This window comes from Motiliproteus sp. MSK22-1 (assembly GCF_001968815.1).
GTDB lineage: Bacteria > Pseudomonadota > Gammaproteobacteria > Pseudomonadales > Balneatricaceae > Motiliproteus.
Map to the genome: position 1 here is coordinate 1 of NZ_MIEQ01000096.1, position 22,947 is coordinate 22,947.

General features: G+C 46.8%; 17 protein-coding genes. 11 read left to right on the top strand and 6 right to left on the bottom strand.

Going from position 1 to position 22,947, the window contains the following annotated elements; all coding sequences use genetic code 11:
* Nucleotides 1-307, top strand: a 307-nt coding sequence (locus BGP75_RS23765) for an ATP-binding cassette domain-containing protein (protein ID WP_143821170.1), incomplete at its 5' end; no start/stop codon positions are given.
* Nucleotides 308-465: 158 nt separating this feature from the next.
* On the top strand, nt 466-1,128 hold the full coding sequence (locus BGP75_RS23770) for a CBS and ACT domain-containing protein (protein WP_076721410.1): 663 nt from the start codon (nt 466-468) through the stop codon (nt 1,126-1,128).
* Between the two features lie 126 nt (nt 1,129-1,254).
* Here BGP75_RS23770 and BGP75_RS23775 read toward each other — a convergent pair whose 3' ends face one another.
* Together BGP75_RS23775 and BGP75_RS23780 are read right to left on the bottom strand one after the other, a co-directional pair.
* Nucleotides 1,255-2,181, bottom strand: coding sequence for a DMT family transporter (locus BGP75_RS23775; protein WP_158070168.1), 927 nt, complete (start codon nt 2,179-2,181; stop codon nt 1,255-1,257).
* A 193-nt stretch (nt 2,182-2,374) separates the two neighbouring features.
* Nucleotides 2,375-2,983 (bottom strand): D-Ala-D-Ala carboxypeptidase family metallohydrolase, encoded by a 609-nt coding sequence (locus tag BGP75_RS23780; protein WP_076721411.1) that lies wholly within the window; start codon nt 2,981-2,983, stop codon nt 2,375-2,377.
* 178 nt (nt 2,984-3,161) lie between these two features.
* Here BGP75_RS23780 and BGP75_RS23785 point away from each other — a divergent pair, with 178 nt between their 5' ends.
* From BGP75_RS23785 to BGP75_RS23825, 8 genes are all read left to right on the top strand, one after another.
* Nucleotides 3,162-4,181, top strand: a complete 1,020-nt coding sequence (locus BGP75_RS23785) for an amino acid ABC transporter substrate-binding protein (protein WP_076721412.1) — start codon at nt 3,162-3,164, stop codon at nt 4,179-4,181.
* Nucleotides 4,182-4,421: 240 nt separating this feature from the next.
* Complete coding sequence (locus BGP75_RS23790; protein WP_076721413.1) at nt 4,422-5,603, top strand: amino acid ABC transporter permease; 1,182 nt, start codon at nt 4,422-4,424, stop codon at nt 5,601-5,603.
* Nucleotides 5,604-5,605: 2 nt separating this feature from the next.
* Nucleotides 5,606-6,682 (top strand): amino acid ABC transporter permease, encoded by a 1,077-nt coding sequence (locus tag BGP75_RS23795; protein ID WP_076721414.1) that lies wholly within the window; start codon nt 5,606-5,608, stop codon nt 6,680-6,682.
* A gap of 90 nt (nt 6,683-6,772) precedes the next feature.
* The gene (locus tag BGP75_RS23800) at nt 6,773-7,537 is read left to right on the top strand and encodes an amino acid ABC transporter ATP-binding protein (protein ID WP_076721818.1); all 765 of its coding nucleotides are present in this window, start codon (nt 6,773-6,775) and stop codon (nt 7,535-7,537) included.
* Nucleotides 7,538-7,693: 156 nt separating this feature from the next.
* On the top strand, nt 7,694-8,686 hold the full coding sequence (locus tag BGP75_RS23805; protein WP_076721415.1) for a D-cysteine desulfhydrase: 993 nt from the start codon (nt 7,694-7,696) through the stop codon (nt 8,684-8,686).
* Between the two features lie 145 nt (nt 8,687-8,831).
* On the top strand, nt 8,832-10,022 hold the full coding sequence (gene metC, locus BGP75_RS23810) for a cystathionine beta-lyase (protein WP_076721416.1): 1,191 nt from the start codon (nt 8,832-8,834) through the stop codon (nt 10,020-10,022).
* Between the two features lie 608 nt (nt 10,023-10,630).
* Nucleotides 10,631-10,843, top strand: coding sequence for a DUF2892 domain-containing protein (locus BGP75_RS27850; protein WP_369832161.1), 213 nt, complete (start codon nt 10,631-10,633; stop codon nt 10,841-10,843).
* Nucleotides 10,833-12,917 (top strand): bifunctional diguanylate cyclase/phosphodiesterase, encoded by a 2,085-nt coding sequence (locus BGP75_RS23825; protein WP_076721419.1) that lies wholly within the window; start codon nt 10,833-10,835, stop codon nt 12,915-12,917. Before BGP75_RS27850 ends, BGP75_RS23825 begins: the two co-directional genes overlap by 11 nt.
* 29 nt (nt 12,918-12,946) lie before the next feature.
* Here the strand turns inward: BGP75_RS23825 and BGP75_RS23830 are convergent, their stop codons facing one another.
* From BGP75_RS23830 to paaZ, 4 genes are all read right to left on the bottom strand, one after another.
* Nucleotides 12,947-15,349: an EAL domain-containing protein gene (locus BGP75_RS23830; RefSeq protein WP_076721420.1), complete on the bottom strand. Its 2,403-nt coding sequence runs from the start codon at nt 15,347-15,349 to the stop codon at nt 12,947-12,949.
* Nucleotides 15,350-16,285: a phosphate/phosphite/phosphonate ABC transporter substrate-binding protein gene (locus BGP75_RS23835; RefSeq protein WP_076721421.1), complete on the bottom strand. Its 936-nt coding sequence runs from the start codon at nt 16,283-16,285 to the stop codon at nt 15,350-15,352.
* Nucleotides 16,282-17,688, bottom strand: a complete 1,407-nt coding sequence (locus BGP75_RS23840) for a TolC family protein (RefSeq protein ID WP_076721422.1) — start codon at nt 17,686-17,688, stop codon at nt 16,282-16,284. The genes BGP75_RS23835 and BGP75_RS23840 overlap by 4 nt, the downstream gene beginning before the upstream one ends.
* Nucleotides 17,689-18,573: 885 nt before the next feature.
* Nucleotides 18,574-20,619, bottom strand: coding sequence for a phenylacetic acid degradation bifunctional protein PaaZ (paaZ, locus tag BGP75_RS23845; RefSeq protein WP_076721423.1), 2,046 nt, complete (start codon nt 20,617-20,619; stop codon nt 18,574-18,576).
* Between the two features lie 692 nt (nt 20,620-21,311).
* On the opposite strand from paaZ, the gene BGP75_RS23850 reads away from it, so the two are divergent.
* A complete protein-coding gene (locus BGP75_RS23850; RefSeq protein ID WP_076721424.1) occupies nt 21,312-22,775 on the top strand; it encodes a PLP-dependent aminotransferase family protein in 1,464 nt (487 codons plus the stop codon).
* Nucleotides 22,776-22,947: the final 172 nt, after the last annotated feature.

A 22,947-nucleotide genomic window follows, 5' to 3' on the forward strand; every position in this document is an offset into this window, starting at 1 on the left:
TACCCTTTCGGGGGGCCAGCAACAGATGCTGGCGATTGGCCGGGCGATGATGGGACAGCCGAAATTACTGTTACTGGATGAACCCTCGATGGGACTGTCACCGTTGCTGGTGGGGGAGATCTTTCGGGTGATTCAGGATCTGAACAGTCAGGGCGTGACGATTTTATTGGTGGAGCAAAATGCCCGGGCGGCGCTACAGATCGCGGATCGGGGCTATGTGCTGGAATCCGGGCGGGTGGCGATCTCGGCGCCGGCCAGAGAGCTGCTGGAAGATGAGTCGGTGCGTAAAGCCTATCTGGGTCATTAAAAGAGAGCCGTTAAAAGAGGGTCAGTAAGAGCAGGGACCTGGAAGCACAGTGTATCTATTGGGCATTTATTCCAGCTGATGCCGTCAATAGCTTCCTGTCGGCTGGCCGATGGCAGCTTCAATACAGCAAAAGAATAAAAGACCAGAGGAACCAAGCAATGTATGTAGAAACCATAATGACCTCTGAAGTACTGATGGTCGAAGAAGACACCAAGATGAGTCATTTGGCCGGATTGATGCAGGCCAAACGGATACGGCATATGCCGGTGGTGAACGGAGCCGGGGAGCTGCAAGGCATCCTGTCTCACCGGGATGTGCAAAAAGCCTCACCCTCAGATATCACCACCCTGTCGGCAGGGGAGGTGAACTACCTGCTGGCGAAACTGACGGCCAAGGACATCATGCATCGCAAAGTGATCAGTTGCGCGCCGGATACGCTGGTGGAAGATGCGGCCTGCCTGATGCGGGAGAAAACCATCGGTTGCTTGCCGGTGGTAAAAGACGGCAAGCTTGAGGGGATCATCACCAGTATCGATCTGCTGAATTTTTTTCTGGATATCACCGGTTGTCGTGAAGTCGGAGCGGCCCGGGTGGTGGTGCGACTGGAGGATCAAAAAGGGGTGCTGTCAAAGCTGCTGGCCTGTTTGGATGATCTGGGAGGCTATGTGGTGAGTGTGATGACACCGCAGCATCAGGAGCGTGATGATGCCGGTATACGTAACGCCATTATTCGTTATAAGGCCGACAATCCTCAGCAGATTAATGAGCAGTTAAAGGAGCGAGGCTATCAGTTGCTGAGCGAAGTGTTGCCTGATTTATAGAAGCCAGTCGTCATTTAATTATTGCCGAATGAGGAGCTTTCAGATTCTGATTTCACCTCCTTGGCAGACGGGCGGTATCGATAATTTCCGCCCGTACCTGAGATGTCTGTAAAGAAGGTCTTATGATCAGGCTTCAATAAGTTTTTTGCCGGGTCTTCTTCCGAGTCGTAAACCGCTCGCCAATGCCACTCCCAGCATGATGACAAGAACACCAATGAGTGTGCTGGTGGTCATCTGTTCTCCTAAAACGGGTATCGCTGCCATTGCTGCCAGTGCCGGCGTGAACGATCCAAGGGCCGCTGTTTTTTCAGCACCAAGTCTTCGAATTGCAATACCGTAGGTAATCCCCCCAATAATCCCTGCACCTACGCCTTGTATGAGTAAAAAAGGCCAGATTTCCTGCCAGGATACTGATGCAAGATTGGATTGTACGATGTCACCGGAAATCAACAACCCCAATCCTGATACTGACCCTGTGCAAAGCAGGGCTGTTGCTTCAAGTGCACCAATCCCCGAGATTCGAAGGGCTAATGTGTAAAAAGCCCATAACAGGCTTGCCGCTAAAAAGGCCAGATGACCACGCCAGTAGTTCTGCTCAAGATTCAGCAGCGCAGTTCCCAGTAATACGGTAACACCCAGCAGGATAACAGTGAGCCCCGCTAAACGACTCTGTGGCAGTGGTTCTTTATAGACTAAGACTGCTAAGCCGGTGACAAACAAGGGAGCGGTGCCCGGGACTAATGCTCCCGCATGCGCTGCGGGAGCATAACCGGTACCCAAAGAGATTAGATAAAAAAATGGCAATCCTCCCAGCATAATCATCAGACTATATCCGACGCCAATTTTTGTAAGCTTGTGTCGGCTTTTTATCAGTACTGGCAGAAACAATAATGCTGGTAGCCCGAAACGCATCACTGCAAGATCGGTAGGGGTCAGCAGCGACTGATTTTCTGCACGTAGGGATAATAGAAATCCGACCCAGATTAACAGGGTCGCGAGCATGGCTAGTGAGCCTGTTACATTGAAGGTGGGTTCACCGCGGTACTGATCCAAAGAACATCTCCAAAAATCATTTAAGCAATTTAGCAGGGAGAGCATTGTCTACCATGTTGCTGAGCTAATGCTTGCTGATATGGCTTTGAATTTATATAAAAATAGAGAATTATTGCTGGTTTCTTATAAATAGAGAAGTTTTGCGTCTTTTCTGGCTGAGTGGTTCTATCCGTTTCAGAAGCTGAGCTTTTGCTTACCAGTGTCGGTATCCACAGGTATCAATATGAAATCGGGTTCCAGAGTAAAGTCCAAGCCCCATATTATAGAGTTGGCCTTTTTCCCGGTATATTTTTAGCAGCATCTGATGGAGATGTTCTGGCTCAATCGGGGATGATGGAACCAGGTCCAAAGCGCAGAATATCAGGTGTTTACTTTTTTCAGCACCACCTGCCAGACGGTTGTATTCCTGGCTGCGTTCTCCCGACACGGGAATGAGATCCCCTACTACTGGAATAATTTCTGTCTCAAGCAGTTGCAGTGTTCGCCGCATGTTGCTCCAGTGTTTTCGGTCAGGCAGTGTGAATAAAGGGTACTGGTGGGACTGCCAGTCGGTACCCTGCAACAGAACCAGGTACAGCGGTAAACGTCCCTGAACGGAGCCTGCTAAAAAGTACCGATGAATTTCAACAACCTTGGCAGTGACTTTTTTTGCCAGCATCCAGTTTCGAAAGGCTTCTTTTGTTGGAATTGGGTATCCACCGATCTCAACAATCTGACGGCTGGAAGGGGTAGACTGATGGGAGCTTTCCCCATAACCGAGGTCGTTGAAAAGCAGCCCGAAAATTAGAATGAAATATCGCATAAGCTGTCTTCCAGTATAGTTGACGGAATGAGTCTGCCCGGTTCCCTATCTGATGAGTAAAATTTTGGTGTTTCGTCAGTTGCGAATCAGCCGGGAAAAAATGATGATTAAGGCTACTAATTTAGTGATAAGTTGTATTTAATAAATCGGTTATAAAAACAAGGGAAGAGAATAACCAATGAAATCATTAAAACTGATCGTCGGTGGTGTCATCGCTGCTACTGCTGCACTTAGTACTGTCGCGATGGCTGGTGATACTGTTGATTCAATCAAGAAAAAAGGTTATGTGCAATGTGGTGTTAACACTGCACTCACCGGATTTTCCGCACCCACTTCGGAGGGTAAATGGGAAGGTCTGGATGTCGAGCTTTGTCAGGCAATTGCGGCTGCGATCCTGGGCGATAAGACCAAAACCAAATACACCCCTTTAACGGCAGCACAGCGGTTTACTGCGTTACAGTCTAAAGAAGTTGATGTACTTACACGTAACACAACCTGGACACTATCAAGGGACACGAAAGTAGGTCTTAACTTTGTTGGGGTAAACTTTTACGACGGTCAGGGTTTTATGGTTGCCAAAGAGTCGGGTATCGACAGTGCTGAAGGCTTGGATGGAGCGACAGTTTGTATTGAACCTGGCACGACGACCGAATTAAACCTGGCCGATTACTTCCGTTCCAAAGGTATGTCTTTCGAGCCGGTTGTGATTGAAAGTGCTACCGAAGCTGTACAAACATTTTTCTCAGGACGTTGTGATGTATACACAACCGACGCTTCGGGGTTGGCATCCTATCGCCAGACCGCGTCTAATCCCGATGATTTTGTCGTTCTTCCGGATATCATTTCTAAAGAACCACTAGGGCCAGCCGTGCGTCATGGTGATGAGCAGTTTGCTGATATTGTTCGCTGGACTCATATCGCCATGTTGGAAGCAGAGGAGAAGGGGATTACATCTGCTAATGTTGACGCCGTCAGGAAAGACAGCAAGGACCCTTCCATTCAACGTATGCTGGGTACAACTGAAGGTATGGGTGAGGCGCTGGGGCTCAGTGAAGACTGGGCTTATAATATCATTAAGCAAGTTGGTAATTACGGTGAAAGTTATGACCGTAATGTGAAGGCTAAACTGGGTCTGGAGCGCGGTCTTAACGCGCTATGGACTAATGGTGGTCTGATGTACCCGGCCCCCATTCGTTAATATTGTATGATCGGAGCCCCGTTTATCGGGGCTTCCTTTTATCAGGGGACGGTTGAAATAGCGTCTGGAGATGGTTATTTTACTGCGCTGTCTTTTGTAAAGCTGATTGCTCCAGGGGCTTGCTCATAGGTTCCTTAGAACCCCTTTTTTATGTTCAGGTTTTTAAGTCAGAGATGTCCGTAACCTGATCAGTGATTCCTTCAACGAATACGCTCAGATAATAATTAGAGAGGTCGTTTAATGTCTGACCCATCAAATAACCGTAATAGGCTATCGGGGTTAATTTATAGTGAGAAAGTAAGGGGTATGGTTGCCCAGATACTCGTTACAGGAGGTATTGTTTTCCTCGCCTGGTATCTTATTTCCAATACATTTGAAAATCTGGATAACCAGGGGATTGCGACAGGTTATAGTTTTTTGTCGCTTGAATCTTCATTCGGAATCAGTGAGCACCTGATCTCCTTCAGCCCTTCTGATTCCTATGGTCGTGCCTTGATGGTAGGGTTACTGAATACAGTTAAGGTTTCCCTGTTAGGTATTATTTTCGCGACGATTATCGGTTTCTTTATTGGCATTTCACGAATGTCAAAAAACTGGATTCTGAGCCGTATTGCTGCAATTTACATAAATTTGTTTCGTAATATTCCGGTGCTACTGCAACTGATTTTCTGGTACGCCGTTATTAATAATGGCCTTCCCAATCCGAAGCGAGCCCTGGAAGTCTTACCGGATGTTTTTTTTAGTAACCGTGGTGTGTTGTTTCCAGTACCCGCTGATCATCCGGCGTACTTCTGGATGGGTGCTGCATTTGTTGCTGGGATTCTTGGCGCCTGGTTACTTCGACGCTGGGCGTTGAATCGTCAGGACAGAACAGGTCAGTTATTTCCCTACGTGCGGTCCGGGTTGGCGTTGGTGCTTGGTCTGGTTGTCATTACCTATTTTGTTTGTGGAGCCCCCACTGAATTGGATACGCCGGTACTGAAAGGCTTTAATTTCAAAGGCGGCGCCAAACTCTCTCCAGAGTTTTTGTCATTGCTGATCGGATTATCACTGTATACATCCACTTACATCGCCGACATTGTGCGTAGCGGTCTGCAATCGGTAGCTAAAGGACAACAGGAGGCATCTACAGATCTGGGTTTAAAACCGAGCCAGACTCTGATGCATGTGGTGTTGCCTCAAGCGTCCCGGGTCATGATTCCCCCATTGACCAGTCAGTATCTTAACCTGACCAAAAACAGTTCTTTAGCCGTAGCGGTCGGTTATCCGGATCTTGTGTCTTTGTCGAATACTACGATGAACCAGACCGGGCAGGCGATTGAGGCTATCTCTATATTCATGGCTGTCTATCTCGGGCTCAGTTTGACAATATCGCTTTTCATGAATTGGTATAACAAGAAAATGGCACTGGTGGAGCGATAGATATGAATAACGTAACTATGAAACCGCCTGGTCAGAGTGGTGCGCTCTACTGGATCAGGGAGAATCTGTTCAGCAGTAAACTGAATACGGTGATTTCTGCAATCTGCATTTATCTGTTGGTAAAATTTACCATAGCTGTAGTGGACTGGGGCATTCTAAATGCAGTGTTCGCAGCAGATTCTACTGCCTGCAAAGCGGCGAGTGGTGCCTGTTGGGGGATTATTTCCGAGAAGTATCAATTGATTGTTTTTGGTACTTATCCAAGGGATGAGCAATGGCGTCCGCTGGTCGCAATGGTGTGGTTCGTGGGCCTGATTGGCTGTAGCTTGCACCGCTCTTTCTGGAAGCTTTGGCTGATTCCATTATGGACTGGAAGTTTGATTGGTCTCGGCGTCCTGATGTGGGGGGGAGTGCTTGGTTTAAGCTACGTCGAAAACACCCAGTGGGGTGGTCTGCCACTGACATTATTGCTCGCTGTAGTGGGGACGGTTGCCGCTTTCCCGTTAGGTATTTTATTAGCTTTAGGGCGTCAATCAGAATTACCGTTGATTCGTATCTGGTGCGTTGCCTTTATCGAGCTGGTGCGAGGTGTTCCGCTGATTAGTGTGCTGTTTATGGCCTCGGTGATGTTCCCGCTATTCTTACCGGAGGGTGTGACCATTGATAAGTTGCTCAGGGCACAGGTGGGTATTATCTTATTTACGGCTGCTTATCTGGCAGAAGTATTCCGAGGTGGTTTGCAGGCTTTACCTAAGGGGCAGTACGAAGCTGCTTCGGCTATGGGGCTTACCTACTGGCAAACCATGCGGGTGGTTATTATGCCTCAGGCTCTGCGAATCGTTATTCCCCCCACGGTCAACAGTTTTATTTCGACCTTTAAAGACACCTCTCTGGTGTTGATAATCGGTCTGTTTGACCTTCTGGCTACCGCCAAAGTGGCGATTACCGACCCATCGTGGCGGGCCTTTTATGTGGAGGCATATATTTTTGTAGCGGCAATTTATTTTGTCTTTTGTTATTCGATGGCTTCTTATGCGAATAATCTGGAAACCGATCTACGTAAAGGCGAACAGCACTAAGGAACTTATTCAAAGGTTCCCCGAGGGATCTGTGATTCCCGGAGAACGTTGTTTGCAGGTTCCCAAACAGAACTGAATATAGGTGTAATTATGAGTTTAAACACTCAGGCATCAGCTGAAGATATACTTATTCATATAAACAATGTGAATAAATGGTACGGTGATTTTCACGTTTTAAAAGATATCAACCTGGACGTGAAGAAAGGTGAAAAAATTATTATCTGTGGACCCTCAGGCTCAGGTAAGTCGACGGCTATTCGTTGTATGAACCGCTTGGAAAAATACCAAAGTGGTGAAATTTTAATTGATGGCATCCTGTTGGATGACAATGTAAAGAACCTGGAAGCGGTGCGTAAAGAAGTTGCGATGGTCTTCCAGCATTTTAATCTGTTCCCCCACATGACGATTCTGGATAATCTGACCCTGGCGCCGCGTTTGGTGAATAAAATGCCGAGGAAAGACGCTGAGCAAATGGCAATGAGTTATCTGGAACGGGTCAAAATTCCACAGCAGGCGCATAAGTATCCGGGCCAACTGTCCGGAGGGCAACAGCAGCGCGTAGCGATTGCGAGGGCGCTTTGTTCCAATCCCCGGGTGATGTTATTTGATGAGCCGACCTCGGCACTGGACCCTGAGATGATCAAGGAAGTGCTGGACGTTATGGTTGAACTGGCAAATGAAGGGACCACGATGATTTGTGTCACTCACGAAATGGGTTTTGCGAAACAAGTCGCTGATCGGGTTATCTTTATGGATGATGGCCGTATTGTTGAAGAGAATACCCCCAATGAGTTTTTTGATAATCCGCAGAATGAACGTACTCAGCTGTTTCTCAGTCAGATTCTGGGGCATTAGTGCCCGATGATAAACAACTTCAGCCTGTTTGGCCCGGCTGAATTCTCTCGCAGGAAAGTCGTTAATTAACTGCTTTCCTGATCAATAATTTGCATAGTTTGCTTTTGTAAACGAAGAAAGCAAGCACTCGCAGAGTGCTGAAGGAGTGCGGCATTTATGAAGGACTTTAATACGTTTCCTCGCCGGGTTATCAGCCATGGACCTACACCGCTGGAATCAATGCCCCGGTTGTCTCAGGAGTTAGGTTGTAATCTTTTTGTTAAAAGAGATGATTGCACCGGCCTGGGAGGTGGCGGTAACAAAACCCGCAAGTTGGAATATTTGCTGGCAGCGGCCAGTGACGCTGGAGCCGATACGTTGGTGACCATTGGAGGGTTGCAATCAAATCATGCTCGCCAGACGGCAGCCGCAGCAGCGAAATTCGGCTTTGCCTGTGAGCTGGTGCTTGAAGACGTCGAAGGTACTCCTAAACAGGATTACTACAATAACGGTAATATCTTGCTGGATAAGCTGTTTGGCGCCAACATCCACTATCTGGAAGATCAGCAGGACTGCCTGGAATTTGCCGATCAATTAATGATTAGCCTGGCCGAAGCCGGAAAAAAGCCCTACCTTATTCCCGTGGGAGGTTCTAATGAGATAGGCAGTCTTGGCTATGTTCGTTGTGCCAATGAGGTGCTGGAACAGATTAGAGGGCAGGATATCAGGCTGGATCAGATCGTACTCGCTTCTGGTAGTGCTGGTACTCAGGCCGGTTTGCTGGCAGGGCTCATTGCAGCAGGCGCAGATATTCCGGTACTGGGTATTGCTGTAAGCCGTGATACGCAGGCGCAGCAAACGCTGGTTCAGTCATTACTGGAAAAGACTCTTGAGCATATGGAATTAGATCCAGAATTGGCTAAGGGACGAGTGGTTGCTGATGGCAGTTATTATGGTCAGGGTTATGGCATAACCACTCCGGAGACAATTGAAGCTGTTACCCTCTGTGCCCAATCCGAAGGTATTCTGTTGGATCCTGTTTATACCGGTAAAGGCATGGCAGGCCTGATTGATAAGTGTCGGAAGGGTATCTTTTCAGCAGGAAAGAATATTCTGTTTCTGCATACTGGAGGGAGTCAGGGACTCTTCGCCTATCGTGAAGTGTTTTAGGCCTGAAGTACTCTGGCTCTGAAGTACTCTAATTCTGAAGTACTCTAATTCTAAAGTACTCTAACTATAAAGTACTCTAACTCTAAAGTACTCCGGGTCTACTGAAGTGCTGTTTGTGAACCAACGCGCAAAAGTGAGAACTAACATGTATCTGGATAAGATTGCAACAGCACTGGTTAAGGCTGGACGTTCGAGGAAGTTTGGCCAGGGCTCTGTAAACCCGGTTATTCAGCGAGCATCGTCACTGGTATTTGATACGGTCAAAGACAAAAAGTTTGCTACTGTCAATCGCGCCAGGAACGAACTGTTTTATGGTCGTCGTGGTACCTTGACTCATTTTTCCCTGCAGGAGGCAATGGTTGAGCTGGAGGGTGGGGCGGGTTGTGCGCTTTATCCCTGCGGTGCAGCAGCCGTCTCCAATGCTATTCTTTCTTTTGTGGTTGCTGGTGATCATGTACTGATGTCAGGTGCTGCCTATGAACCGACCCAGGATTTCTGCAACATCATACTTAAGGATATGAATGTCAGTACCAGCTATTACGAACCGACGATTGGGGCCGGTATTGGCAAACTTGTCCAGGAAAACACAAAAGTGCTGTTTCTTGAGGCCCCCAGTTCCATAACGATGGAAGTGCCGGATATTCCGGCGATGGTCAAAGCCGTTCGTGCCATAAACCCAAATATTATCATCATGATCGACAATACCTGGGGGGCCGGTGTTTTGTTTAAAGCACTGGAACATGATATTGATATTTCAATTCAGGCAGGTACCAAATATATCGTCGGCCACTCTGATGCGATGTTGGGAACAGCCGTCTCCAATGAGCGTTGTTGGGATCGCTTGCAGGAACGATCCTACCTGATGGGGCAGATGGTTGATGCTGATACGGCATATGTAGCTGCTCGAGGTCTCAGAACCATGGGGATTCGACTTAAACAACATGAGGCAAGCAGTATCGCTATCGCTACATGGTTGAGTAAGCGTCCTGAAGTTGAACGGGTTAATCACCCGGCGTTACCCAGCTGTAAGGGGCATGAATTCTATCGTCGAGATTTCCATGGTTGTAATGGGCTGTTTGCTTTTATTTTGAAAAAGCGTCTGACCAATGATCAACTGGAGGAATATCTGAATAATTTTCAGCACTTCAGTATGGCTTATTCCTGGGGCGGCTATGAGTCCTTAATCCTGGCTAACCAACCTGAGCAGATTAACGCTATTCGCCCCTCTGGTGATGTGGATTTTGAAGGCACGCTGATTCGGGTCCATATTGGTCTTGAAAGCGTTGAAGACCTCATTGAGGATCTGGAAGCCGGCTTCGAACGAATTGCAGAATAATTACCCGAGAGTTTTTGCGGATAAACTGTCTCTTCAGCCCGGTTCCTTAGTTTTTATCCCCTTGAACCGGGTGGTAGTTTCATCAGACCAGTTGCATCCTGTCACTGGTTTTTTGTTCAGGAGTATGGCCCGAATTATGGCCTTTGTATCCTACGATAACCCTCTGAACTGCTGAATTGGTTGGTTTCGGTAAGTTGACTTGAAAAAATATGCACTGATTGAAAAAAATTGGAACTTACAGCTCTCCACTTCCACTCAGTATTGAGTCGGTGAAATGTCAGACTGCCTTATCAGTGCTGACCTGTTAACAATAATTTATATTCCTTGCAGTTTCCGTGTTGTCCCTTTCCCTGCTTACAGCGAATTACGATACTCGAGAGCGTTGATTTTATCGTATGAAAAGCGTTGGAACGAAACGAAGAATAAGGCCTTCTGTCATCTGCAGTTAGTACCCATTGAGTGGACACCCATTGAGTGGAAGCCACGGGGCTCGCTGCAGACTGAGATTTTTTTGGTCTCAGGTTTTAATAAGAATGACTGTAGGCAGCATAAAAAATCAGAATTAAGTTCTTGAATTTACAGAGGTTACAGTAATGATGTCGCATAATATGGGATTGGCTGACAGATTATTGCGAACAGCTTTAGGTACAGTGTTAGTTGTGGTCAGTTGGATGTTTTTAGATGTAGTGCCTGGCCCGTTACTGAGTAACTTCTGTTTATATTTTGGTTTGCTGAACATTCTGTCCAGCCTGATCTGTTGGTGTTTTATGTACAGTTTGGTTGGGATCTCCAGTCGAAAAGAACAATCAAATGAAGAGTAGACGACCGGGTTCCAGTAAAATCCAGTCAATACTCAACATTGAATCGGAAAAGTCTTTAAGACTGCGAATTTTTATCGGTTTCTCCACCGTTACAATGATGATTGGTTCATTGTTCATATATGAAGGCTATAACGCTTCAGTGGAGTTTGGCCGGCACATGGAGTTTACAAAAATACATGCTAACTCGGTGCATACGGTAGAGTATTTGAAAGGCATTCTGCCTGAGTTTCAAGGGCCCGCTAATGATTTCGATGTTGATGAATTAGAGCGATATTTACCGGATAACGCTTTAGCCGGGCAATTGCGTACGTCAGATCCGGCAATGGTAGTGCTGAACATAGGAAAATACCAATCCATATCCCTCAATAATATTTCCCCCGATCGGGCCTTGATATTGGCCAGACTGGTGAATGATCAAGTGCGGACTAGCCCGGACCCATTGCTGGGAACAGAACTGCCTGCCAGTCTACACGCTCAAAAAATACAGAGTCATCTGCTTTATCATGAAGGCAATGAATATCTATGGATGGTGATGGCTGCGGCTTCCGGAACGGTAACAACAGTACAAAAGCTCAGAGCTTCGGATATCGCCAGGGATACCGTGCTTATGCGGTTGTTTAGCCTGTCTGTAGTTGTTCTTTGGATCGGGTTCTGGGCATCGTTTGGCGTTGCCATCTTCGTTTCCAAGCATGTATCAAAAGCAAAAGCGGTACTGCATCACTCGGCTACCTACGATTATTTGATTGGTGTTCCCAACCAGAACTTCCTAAACGATATTCTTAGCTCATTAGAGACATTTGTCTCCTCTGACGAACCCAACTACAGTCTGATTGTTGTATCAGTTAATAATATTTATATGTTCGAACAGACCTATGGCTACGGGGTCAAGTGGGATCTGTTCCGGAAATTTTCGGCAAGACTGGAGCAGCATAAATCTGCAAACACATTTATTGGTCGTTACGATTCGAATATGTTTTATATTCTGGTTGTCAATCACTCTGATCAATGGGTTCAGTCGCTGGCAACTGCTATAACGAAACAGTTTCATGACCCTATCGTTAACGGGCCCGTGAGCTTCCTGCCGTCGCTGAGCCTCGGAATCTCTCACCTGTCAGTAGCAACTGTGTCCAAAAATGAGATTATTACACAGGCGGTCCATGCGGTTAAGTTTGCTAAAAATAACCGGCAGCTGATTACGACTTATACTGACGATCTGCACACGTTGTCTTTCCTTAAAATCAGACGCAGTGCCGAGCTGATGAAAGCACTTAAGGATGGGCAGTTTATATTGTTATATCAGCCCAAAATCTGCCTTGCCTCCGGGGTGGTTACCGGGGTGGAAGCCCTGGTCCGCTGGGATCACCCAATAGAGGGTCGGTTAAGTCCTCATGAATTTCTCGATTTAATTGAGACCAGCTGCATTGCTCATCTGTTTACTCAGTGCATTTTGAACACCGTGATTAAACAAATAGAAGCATGGACCGAAGCAGGCATTAAGATCCCCATCGCGGTTAACATCTCTCCCTATGATTTACAAAATTATGAAATTACCAATTTTCTAAAATCAAAGATTGCAGCCGGGTTACTGTCCACTGACTTGCTCGAGTTGGAGCTCACTGAGTCCGCAACAACTATCAATGCCTGCCACACTGCTGAAATGTTTAACGAGTTTGAATCCATGGGGATAAAAAGGTCAATTGATGATTTTGGAACGGGGATGAGCTCGCTTTCATACTTGAAGGAGATTCCCTTTAACACGGTCAAAATTGATAAAACGTTTGTTGAAAACCTGACCGATGATCCGATCAGTGAAGCGATTATTGAATCAGTTTTAATCATGGCTAAAAAGATCGGCTGGACGGTCGTTGCAGAAGGGATAGAAACTAAGGAAATTGCTGAACGGTTGAAAGTTATGGGTTGTCATATTGCTCAGGGATACTATTTTGCAGAACCGATGACTGCAGATAATATATCGAGCTTTATTGATAAAACCAGGCAAGTTGCCAATACAACCCCCTCCGTTATCGAGTCTACAGAAAACACATTGGACTTATTTACAGGTTCTTATGATTGACCCAATATGATTGTTTGCCTCATCGGACATTACGAGTGATTTTTAACCAGCTGGGATTCAGCAAATGGTGCGTAATAGCTCCCCTGATAGAAGTCGCATCCGTTCTCTCTAAGCCATTCTGCCTGTTCTTCGGTTTCTACACCTTCGGCAATTGTCGTCATTTCTAGTTGATGACAGACTGATATGATACTGGCGACGATGACGTTAAACTTCGGTTTGTCAGGTAATGATGCAATAAGAGTTCTGTCAATTTTAACACTGACCAAGGGAATCCGAATGAGGTCATTCAGAGATGAATGATCTGCGCCGAAGTCATCAATCGCCAAAGCAAAACCGGCCCGGTTAAGTTGTTCAATCCGGATCAGGTTTTCCTGTGTATGCCAGATTTGGCTATCACCGGTCAGTCTCAGTTTGATAACGACATTTTTCAGTCGGCCCTGCTCCAGGAGAGCTATAGCCTGATCGCAGAAGTTTGGTATTCTCAGTAGTAACGGCGAAAGTTTCAGTGATACATAGCCCTTATAGCCGTTGATATCCCATTGGGCAGCCTGTTTACACGCCTCTTTTAATACCCATTCACCGATCCATTGAATAGATTCTGATTGTTCTGCAATAGGGATAAATTCTGATGGGTAAAGTAAACCGCGCTCCGGGTGATTCCAACGTATCTGAGCTTCCATTTCAACGATCCTGTTGGTTTGGATATCGACGACTGGCTCGTAGTGGATAACAAACTGATCATCGCCACTGTTGATGGCTTTGCGTAGGCTTTCTTTGGCAAAAAAACTCAGTTGTTGCTGCAGGTCCCAGCTCTTGGAATAGAATTTGTACTGGTTTTTTCCTTTTTGCTTTGCATGATACATGGCCACATCGGCTTTTTTGACCAGCTCATCAATTGCGCCAGCGTCATCAGGATAGTTGGTGATCCCGATGCTGATACCGACCCGAAGATCTTTACCCATTATGTTTGCAGGTTTGGTTAATTGATCAATAATTGATTGGGCTCTGGAAGCAATCTGGTCTGGATGTTCTGCATTCTGCATGATAACGGTAAATTCGTCACCGCCCAGGCGGCAGACCAGATCCTCACCCCGAAAAATGGTCTCCAGACGTCGTGCAACTTCTATCAGCACACCGTCTCCGTGATCATGGCCGAGTGAGTCATTGATATTTTTGAAATCATCAAGATCCAGGAACATGACCACAAACCCGGTCCCTGTTCTGTCTGCCCTATGTTTGGCTTTTTGTAGCCCCCGATAAAACATAGGACGGTTGGCCAAGCCGGTTAGCTTGTCAAAATAGGCCAGATTGTTCAGTTTTCTTTCCAGCGCCTTTCTAGCACTGATGTCAGAAATAACTGCAAAGTACCAATCTTCTTTATAGGCCTGACAGACAAAATGATTAAACCGCAGGCTTATGTGTGTGTCAGGGCCGCGTGGAGCTGCCGCTTCCAAGGTGATATCTCTGTTCCAGGGATAGATAGGTATTGAGGACGTGTGCTGGTTAAAGGAATTTCTGTCTTCACCGGGTATGCCGATCATGCTGCATATCTGATCGAATGATTGATTGATGATCCTATCCGGGTCTATCCGCGTGATTGTCAGGAAGGCGTGGTTGGTATAGGTGGCCCGTAGCTCGGCATTGAAGAGAATTAATGCATCACCGGTCTCTTCGGTGACTTTTGCCAGTAACTGCACCTCCCTTGTTGCCTGTTCCAGATGGTCAGCCATATCGTTTACCGCAGTGGATATGTCGTGAATTTCTCCAATGGATTTGTCAGTATTGTTGCGAGCGCTTAACTCTCCCGCCTTAAGTCGGCCCAGTACTTGTTTTAGTGCTTGGATCTGCAAGCGTGGCTTTCGCATCGCAAATAGCATGGCAGCGAAGGTTATCAGGGTAAGAACTAAGCTGGTCAGGGCTGCATTGGCGTAGTAGTCGGTGATGAGTTGTTGATAATGTCGATCTGACAGTCCGATTGACAAACTCCCCCAGCGAAGTTCGCCCAGAACAATCTGATGGGTGTAGGTAAAAAGCTTCTTTTCGGTATTCCTTTCTGAGCTGTAGATGAGCTCATCAGTTGATTTAGCTGGCTGGTTTAAAGGTACAATGTCCTCCATTGCCCAAGTATTGGATTCTATGACCAGACGCCAGTTCTTTTCATAGGGGGTAATGATAACAAACTTGATATCTTCAGTTTTTCTCAGAATATTGATTGTACTGTCGACGATCGTCCCAAAATCTTCCCGGTACAAAGATTCCGAATTGGCGGCAATGGTGGTATCCACAAAATTGCGTCCCTGAAGCTCCACCATTCGTCTCAATTTGCTATCGTAGACCGGCAAGATCACCGTCAACGAAATAATGTTGAAGAATATCAGAACAGCAACAATACGAGTCCCTAAATAAGTACTGAGGCTTTTGGAATTAATCATCTAATTGACGCTCTTTGTTAAGCGCTTGTATTTGGCTACCAGTTTTCTGACATTTTCCATGTCGTGCCATGTTACTTGATTGACTCTTTCTGCTTTAAATAGCCTCAGTAATGTCATTCCATTGGGCAGTTCGTGGAATCTCAGACTGGCATCCTTCAGGTTTTCTTTTCTCCCGGCCGGGAAGTCCTTCAGGAAAGCATTAACTGTCAGTAGATAGGGGATAGATCTCATAAAGACATTAAGCCGTTTACCGATCTGGGGGTTCAACTCTTGCGCTACCTCGAGGGCACTTTCGGTCACCAGTGCCGCATCCGCTTTGCCGAAGAAAACGTCAACGATAGCCGGATGTGGAGATTCCTTGGGGGTAGTACTACGGAAAAACCCGGTTGATTGTCCAAACCCTGCCTCTAATAGAGCGACGTTAAGAACAATGTTTCCCAAGGTCACATTGCGGCTTGTGGTAAGGCGCTTGCCTTGCAGTGCTTTCCAGTCTCCTGGGGAAATATCTTTGCGGGTGACCAACAGCCAGCGTTGCTTAAGTCGGCCTCGTGTGACAATACTGGATATGGCATCGGGATCAATCAGCCCCTCTATCAACAGCACATCTGGCGCATTGGCAACAATGGCGTCTACCTGACCATTTTCAATGGCTTTTTTCATCATTGAAAAGCTGTCATATATCTTTACGTGGGCCTTTTCGTTGTAGCCACTAAGAATGTTGTCGTACAGGACTTTGAAAGTAATTTCCACATCGACCAGGGGAACATCGAAAGTATTTTCAAGAGCGGCAATTCTGACAATATTAGGCTTATTATCATTATTAGGCTTATTATCATTATTAGGCTGATTATCATTTCCATTGGCAGATGAGCAGAATATTAGCGTCAGGCCCAGCAGGATTCTCCAGCCAACAGATTTTTTTAGCGGGAGAATCATCGAGGATATACTCCGTTGTTCAGTAACTGTCCACCCAATACAAAGTCCAGGTTTGCCGTATACAGCAGTTGGTCGTGTTGTGCTCGGAAAAGATTACTCTTCATGATCGCTTCTTGAAGATGCGCTTCAATCATATCGTCGACAGGGACAGTATTTTGCTGATAGGCCATGACGGACAGCCGTCGATTATCGGCAGCGAAGTCCGCCCCTTTTGCGCCAATATCAGATAGTTTATTGGCTCGGTCTATCTCCAGAAGCAAGCTTTTGACCTGAGCGGCCAAACCTTGTTCCAACAACAACTTTTGTTCCTGTGATCGTGTATGTTTTGCTCGGGCTGCTGATTCTTTATGCCGACTGGAGAAACCATCAAATAAAGGCATATTCAGAGCGATGCCCAGGGTCCAGGAGTTACGGTTGGTACCATTAGTTACACCGCCATCGAATGAGCTTTCAAGGTAGTTGATGCTGGAGGTTAAGGCGATTTTAGGGGAAAAGCTGCTTCTGGCCTCTTCAATACCGGCTTCATTTACCTTTACCGCCAGGTGTAAAATTTCGTTGTCTGGATTGAATCTCATCGCATCGTTAATAGCCTGTTCCAGTGTTGTACTTTTGGCAGCGTGCTGCGGAAACTGCTTGGAGGCCAGAGTGAGTTCTGTATCCCAGTGGATTCCCATACTCTGGGACAGGGCCGCAAGTGTTGCTTTATGGCGGGCTGAAAATTCGGTATGAAAAGACTCGGCAACGGAGACCGCAATCTCTGTGCGAAGATAGTCAATTTTATTTGCTTTTAAAGAGCCCCCTTGATACAGGGCATAGGTCAAATCCCGTGTGACTTTCAACGAATTGAGATGTTCCCAAGCCAGGTCCCGGAGTTTTGCTGTCAAGATCCCTGCGTAGTAGTAGCGTCGGGTATCGTAAATGACTTGAAGGTCCGCTCGCCTGGCGCCGGCTTTAGCAATGTCTACGCCAAACCTTGCTTGCTTACGCAGGCTGTTGCGTTGCCCACCGGTGTATATTGGGTAGGTCAGGTTCAGCGATGCCGTGCCCAGGTCACGGCCAGCCAGTATCATTTGAGATTCGGGCACCCTGGTTGTCAAATTTCCTGCCGGTGTAGGAATCGCTGCCTGCAGACCCGGAAAAGAATAAGTAGTGTCTTCATCCTTTCGTTGCAGCTGAGCTTGGAGGCTGAGACTCGGCCAATAGGCGGAAAGTGCTTGTTGGTATTGTTCTTCAGCGATTGCGATCTCGTAGTGTGAGACCATGCGGATTCTGTTATTACGCAGGGCTGTGGTAATCGCTTGGTCTAAAGTCAGTCTTTTAAAATATTCAGCTGCGGCCTGGCTTGGCAGGGAGAATAGTAAACACAACAATGCAGCAAGTATCTGTGTTTTGGTCTTTCTCATTGTTAATCCCTGAACCCCTAAGTTTATTCGTCCTGAGAGCAAGCACCGTTAGATTCCTTTGAAATTTTGGCGGTGATGAGCCGGTATCCCTGTCTATAAATACGCTTTCATATACTCATTTGGATTCAATTTTTTGAATATACTGTAAAAAACTCAAGTAGTTCACCGCGGAACCTGAATCCAGTCATCGCTTGGGTAGTCTGTTCAGCGGAGCATCAGAGGAGTTTGCGTTGACCATTTCAGAGTAATCCTATGGTGAAATAACCTCCTGAAGGTCGCTGGAGCAAAGCTGTTTGAGTAGAACCCCTGACCACCGGATCGGATAGTGAAGCTTAATGCATATGAGATATTGTCTGTTCTGATACACTCCAGCCGCTGACAATATAAATGAGAGGAAGTGCTTCGTATAAGCCTTCACTGTCTATGTACATGGGTGGCCCTGGTTGCTTATAACGGTTTAGAATTTATCCGGGCGGAGAGTTACCTGAATTAGCGTTTCACGATTCAGTGGCCAGTGCTGGTAATATGTCTGGCTTTCCGCCGGCCTTTTATTGAGTGGGAGGGATGAAACCTTAGTTCCATCATTTTTTTAAAATAAAGATAAAAAGAGGGATAAGTATACTTTAGGGGGAGTAAATATTATTTTTTTCAGTCAGTTAGGTTGATTTAAACAGATAGTTTTTTTCAAAAAACCTGACAGTAATGAGGGCGGATTGAGCAACCAGGTATCAGCGTTAACGATTTTCGACAGACAACCAGAATGCCTGTCATCGTTGCCCTGATCTCTAATTGCTCTGAATGCCAGAGGCAGAGGGCCTGTTTATCGCTTTCCCTAAAACAGAGCCTGCTGGACTCAGGTTCCCAGCGCCAGCAGGCTTTGTTTGACTATTCTTCCCGTCTTTCTACCAGAGTGAGGATATTGTAGATAGCGACCGGGGTATGCTCCTGATTGATTACTTCCACGTCCCAGACTACGACCCCGTTGGGTTTTTCTTCTTCAGTTCGTCGATCTTTTTTGATTTTTTGTTTACAGGTCAGACGTACCTGAATGGTGTCGCCGATAGCAACGGGTTCTACAAAACGCAGATTTTCCATACCATAGTTTGCCAGGACCGGACCGGGAGAAGGTTCGACAAACATTCCAGCGGCAGCAGATATGACGAAATAACCATGGGCGACACGCTTACCAAAGAGGGAATCTTTTGCTGCCAGTTCATCAAAGTGGGCGTAGAAATGATCTCCTGAGACACAACCGAAATTGACGATATCAGCTTCTGTGACGGTTCTGCGGTGGGTGATAAGGGTCTCGCCGATCTGAAGATCTTCGAAGTGTTTTTTAAAGGGATGGACGGGATCTTTGATTTGCCGGGAGCCAGGATTGTACTCGTTAGTGATCGCCGTCAGTGTAGTCGGGTGGCCTTGTATGGCGGTCCGTTGCATGTAGTGTTTGATTGCACGAATTCCTCCCAGCTCTTCTCCACCTCCGGCCCGACCTGGTCCACCGTGTACTAATGTTGGTAAGGGGGAGCCATGGCCGGTAGATTCTTTAGCACAGTCGCTGTTAAGTACCAGCAGTCTGCCATGGTATGCAGCAGAACCCAGTACGATTTGTTTTGCTTCCTGATTGTCACTGGTAACCAGTGATCCAACCAGGCTGCCTCTGCCTAATTTGGCGATGCTGATCGCTTCGTCAGTATCCGTATACCCCATCAGTGTTGAAACGGGGCCGAAGGCCTCGATCGAATGAGGGGCATCAGTACTGAGTGGTTTATCACAATAGAGTAGAGTACTGGGGAAGTAGGCCCCTTTTTCTCTGTCGCCACCCACAATACTGAAGTCCGTTGTTCCCCCATGTACTAGCTCGCAGCAGCCTTTAAGTTGTTCCAAGGTTTGCCACACATCCTTCATCTGAGAACGACCTACCAGTGGGCCCATCCGGACGCCTTCCTGAGCCGGATCTCCTAATGTCATTTTTGACAATCTTGCTTTTAGTGCTTCTGAAACGGCTTCGATACGATTGTTTGGAACGATGGCACGGCGGATAGCGGTACATTTCTGACCCGCTTTAACCGACATTTCTTTAGCCACTTCTTTGATATAGAGGTCGAATTCCGGGGATCCCGGCTCCACCTGTCGGCCGAGGATGCTGCAATTCAGTGAGTCAGCTTCCATGGTAAAGGGAATTGAATGGGTAACAATATTGGGATGACTTCTGAGTTTTTGGCCAGTCGATGCAGAGCCTGTAAAGGTCACCACATCCTGTTCATTCAGGTGATCTAAAAGGTCACCGACACTGCCTGAAATTAACTGGATAGAGCCTTCCGGAAATAATCCGCTGGCAATGATCTCCCTGACAACAGCTTCAGTCAGGTAACTGGATACAGTGGCTGGTTTTACGATGACCGGCATCCCCGCCGCGAGGCTAGGTGCGATCTTTTCTAACATCCCCCAGCAAGGGAAGTTAAAAGCATTGATATGTACAGCGACTCCTTCTTTCGGGACCAGTATATGGCGGCCGATAAAACTGCCTTCAGCAGACAGTCGCTCGGCTTCTCCCTCGACCAGAAACGTTTCGTTGGGAAGTTCCCGCCGAACCAAACTAGAGTAGGTAAACAGCGTACTGATGCCGCCTTCAATATCAATCCAACTATCGATCCGGGTTGCTCCCGTCCATGAGGATATGCGGTAAAACTCTTCCTTTTTTGCCAGTAGATGCTGTGCCAGAGCTTTCAGTCGATTAGCCCTGTCATGAAAGGATAGCTTTCGCAATGCCGGGCCACCCTGTGAGCGGGCATGGGCCAGCGGTTGTGTAAAATCTATGCCACTGCTGGAAACCCAACCCACAGAATCGCCATTGACTGCATTAAATACTTCAACGCCCTGGTCCTGGCCATCAGTCCATTGGCCAGCAATATAGCTTTGTATTTTCATGGTGGGAAAGCCTCATCAGTGCTCTTGTTATTAAGTAGCTGTTATCAACCAGCTGTTATCCAGTACTGCTTTTAAGTCCGTATCTCGGCTGGTTTGCGTCAAGAAATAAAGGCTGTACAGAAAGCCACTTTACTTGCCTTTAAAGAATGCTGGTTGCTTACAAAGAGATACATAAAATTATATTTTTATTAAATTAATGTATCGCATGATATATGTCAATCTATAGAGGCTTAAACGATCCGGGTCTTAAACGAATAGAAGCTTGGGAACCTTCGAATAAGCTCGTCTGGGCTCAGAAAGCCCACGGAGCATACAATGAACTTATCCGCTGTCTCCTTAGAGGGCGTTTTACGATTTTTTGGTTTAACCCGACTGTCTGAAAAGACATACATGTCTTGTGATGTCGACCCTATTTAGTGACTGAACAAATCTTCGTGGTTGGTATGAAAAAGTCATTTCTACAACCTGCCCAGCTATTGCAGGCGCTTCCAGGCCAACTCGGATCGATAACGAACCCTGTTTGAGAGTATTTTGTTATGTCAGTAATCTGGGGTGCTAAAGGCTAATGCCAGGTTGTCTGGATATATGTCATCCTGCTCAGGTTTCTTAGCCACAGAACTTGAAGGTTAAATAATAATTCTGTTGATAAACTTGAGTAAGATATGGATTCCGAAAAAGGTTAATTTACCGCTATGCTTAATCATCTTTTTCATCTTTCGCCTGACAGCGAATCATCTTTACAACAACAGGTTAGAGAACAAATTTCGGCTGCAATACTGGATGGGCATATCCCGGTTGATACTCCATTGCCCTCAACTCGAAAGCTGGCTGAAATCTTGAGTGTTTCTCGAAATACAGTGATTTTGGCTTACCAACAACTGATGGATGATGGTTATCTGGTTTCCAGAGAACGAGCCGGTTTCTATGTCAATGAGGACATACTCAAAGGCAATATCCGTGATGACGTGAAAGTCTGCGCGCAGCCCAACGCTGCGCCTGATTGGAGCCAGCACCTTAAGTCGCGGCCAACCTTAAGGAAGTTAAATAAGGTACAGAACTGGCATGCCTATCCATATCCCTTCATCTACGGCCAGTTGGACCCGGGCATGTTTCCAACTAACCATTGGCGCGAATGCAGTCGCGATGCTGGTAGCGTGCAGGCTATCCGCGATTGGGCTTGTGATTCCTACGATGATGATGACCCGCTGCTTATCGAGCAGATACATTCTCGCATATTGCCGCGTCGGGGCGTCTGGGCAGATCCAGAAGAAATCCTGGTTACTGTCGGAGCCCAGCATGCACTGTATATGGTTTTGCGGTTGCTACTGAATCCCACTACGACCATGGGCCTGGAAGACCCAGGCTACCCTGATGTGAAGAGAATTGCTGATTGTACCGGGACTGCCACCAAAGCGTTGCGAGTGGATCAGGAGGGGTTGGTGGTGGATGTTCAACTGGATGATTGTGATGTGGTTTTTGCCACTCCAAGTCATCACTTTCCCACCACAGTCACGATGCCACTGGATCGTCGGGTTGCTCTTTTAGACAAGGCTGCGGAGAAAGACTTTCTTATTATTGAAGATGACTACGAATGCGAGACCAGCTTTGCAGAAAAGCCAACCCCGGCTCTTAAAAGCCTTGATCGTAGTGATCGAGTGATTTATCTGGCGAGTTTATCCAAGACGCTCGCTCCAGGACTCCGGCTCGGATACTTAGTTGCTCCTCGTGAACTGATTCAGGAAGTGCGAGAGTTTCGACGTATGATGATGAGACATCCGCCAATGAATAATCAGCGGGTCATCGGGTTATTTCTGTCCAGAGGTTACCATGACTCTCAGATTCGCAGTTTGGTACAACTTTATGAAGAACGCTGGAAAGTACTGGGAGATGCTCTTCAGGATTGTCTTCCAGAATCATCAAAACCACCTGTTTTTGGCGGTTCTTCCTATTGGGTGAAAGGGCCGGAAGGCCTGGATGCCCGGCAATTAAAAATTCGCGCATTGGAGCGGGGGGTCGTAATTGAGTCTGCCGACATCTATTTTCACAGCGAAACCCCGCCGCTTAATTATTTCAGATTAGGCTATTCCTCCATTGCCACCGAGCGTATACGACCCGGTATTGACCGACTTGCGCAGATCATTTCGGAGCTGACCTGATCAGCGTCGCAATTATCGTCTTTTTGACATATAGCAATGCTGATGACCTATGCTAATTAACGACCATATTCAAGACTTTTAATGTGCTGAGACCTCGGTATAATGCGCGCCCTGTATCCTTCATTGTCTCTGAAGGTGCGTCAAATATGCAGTATCCAATCCATGGGCTTGA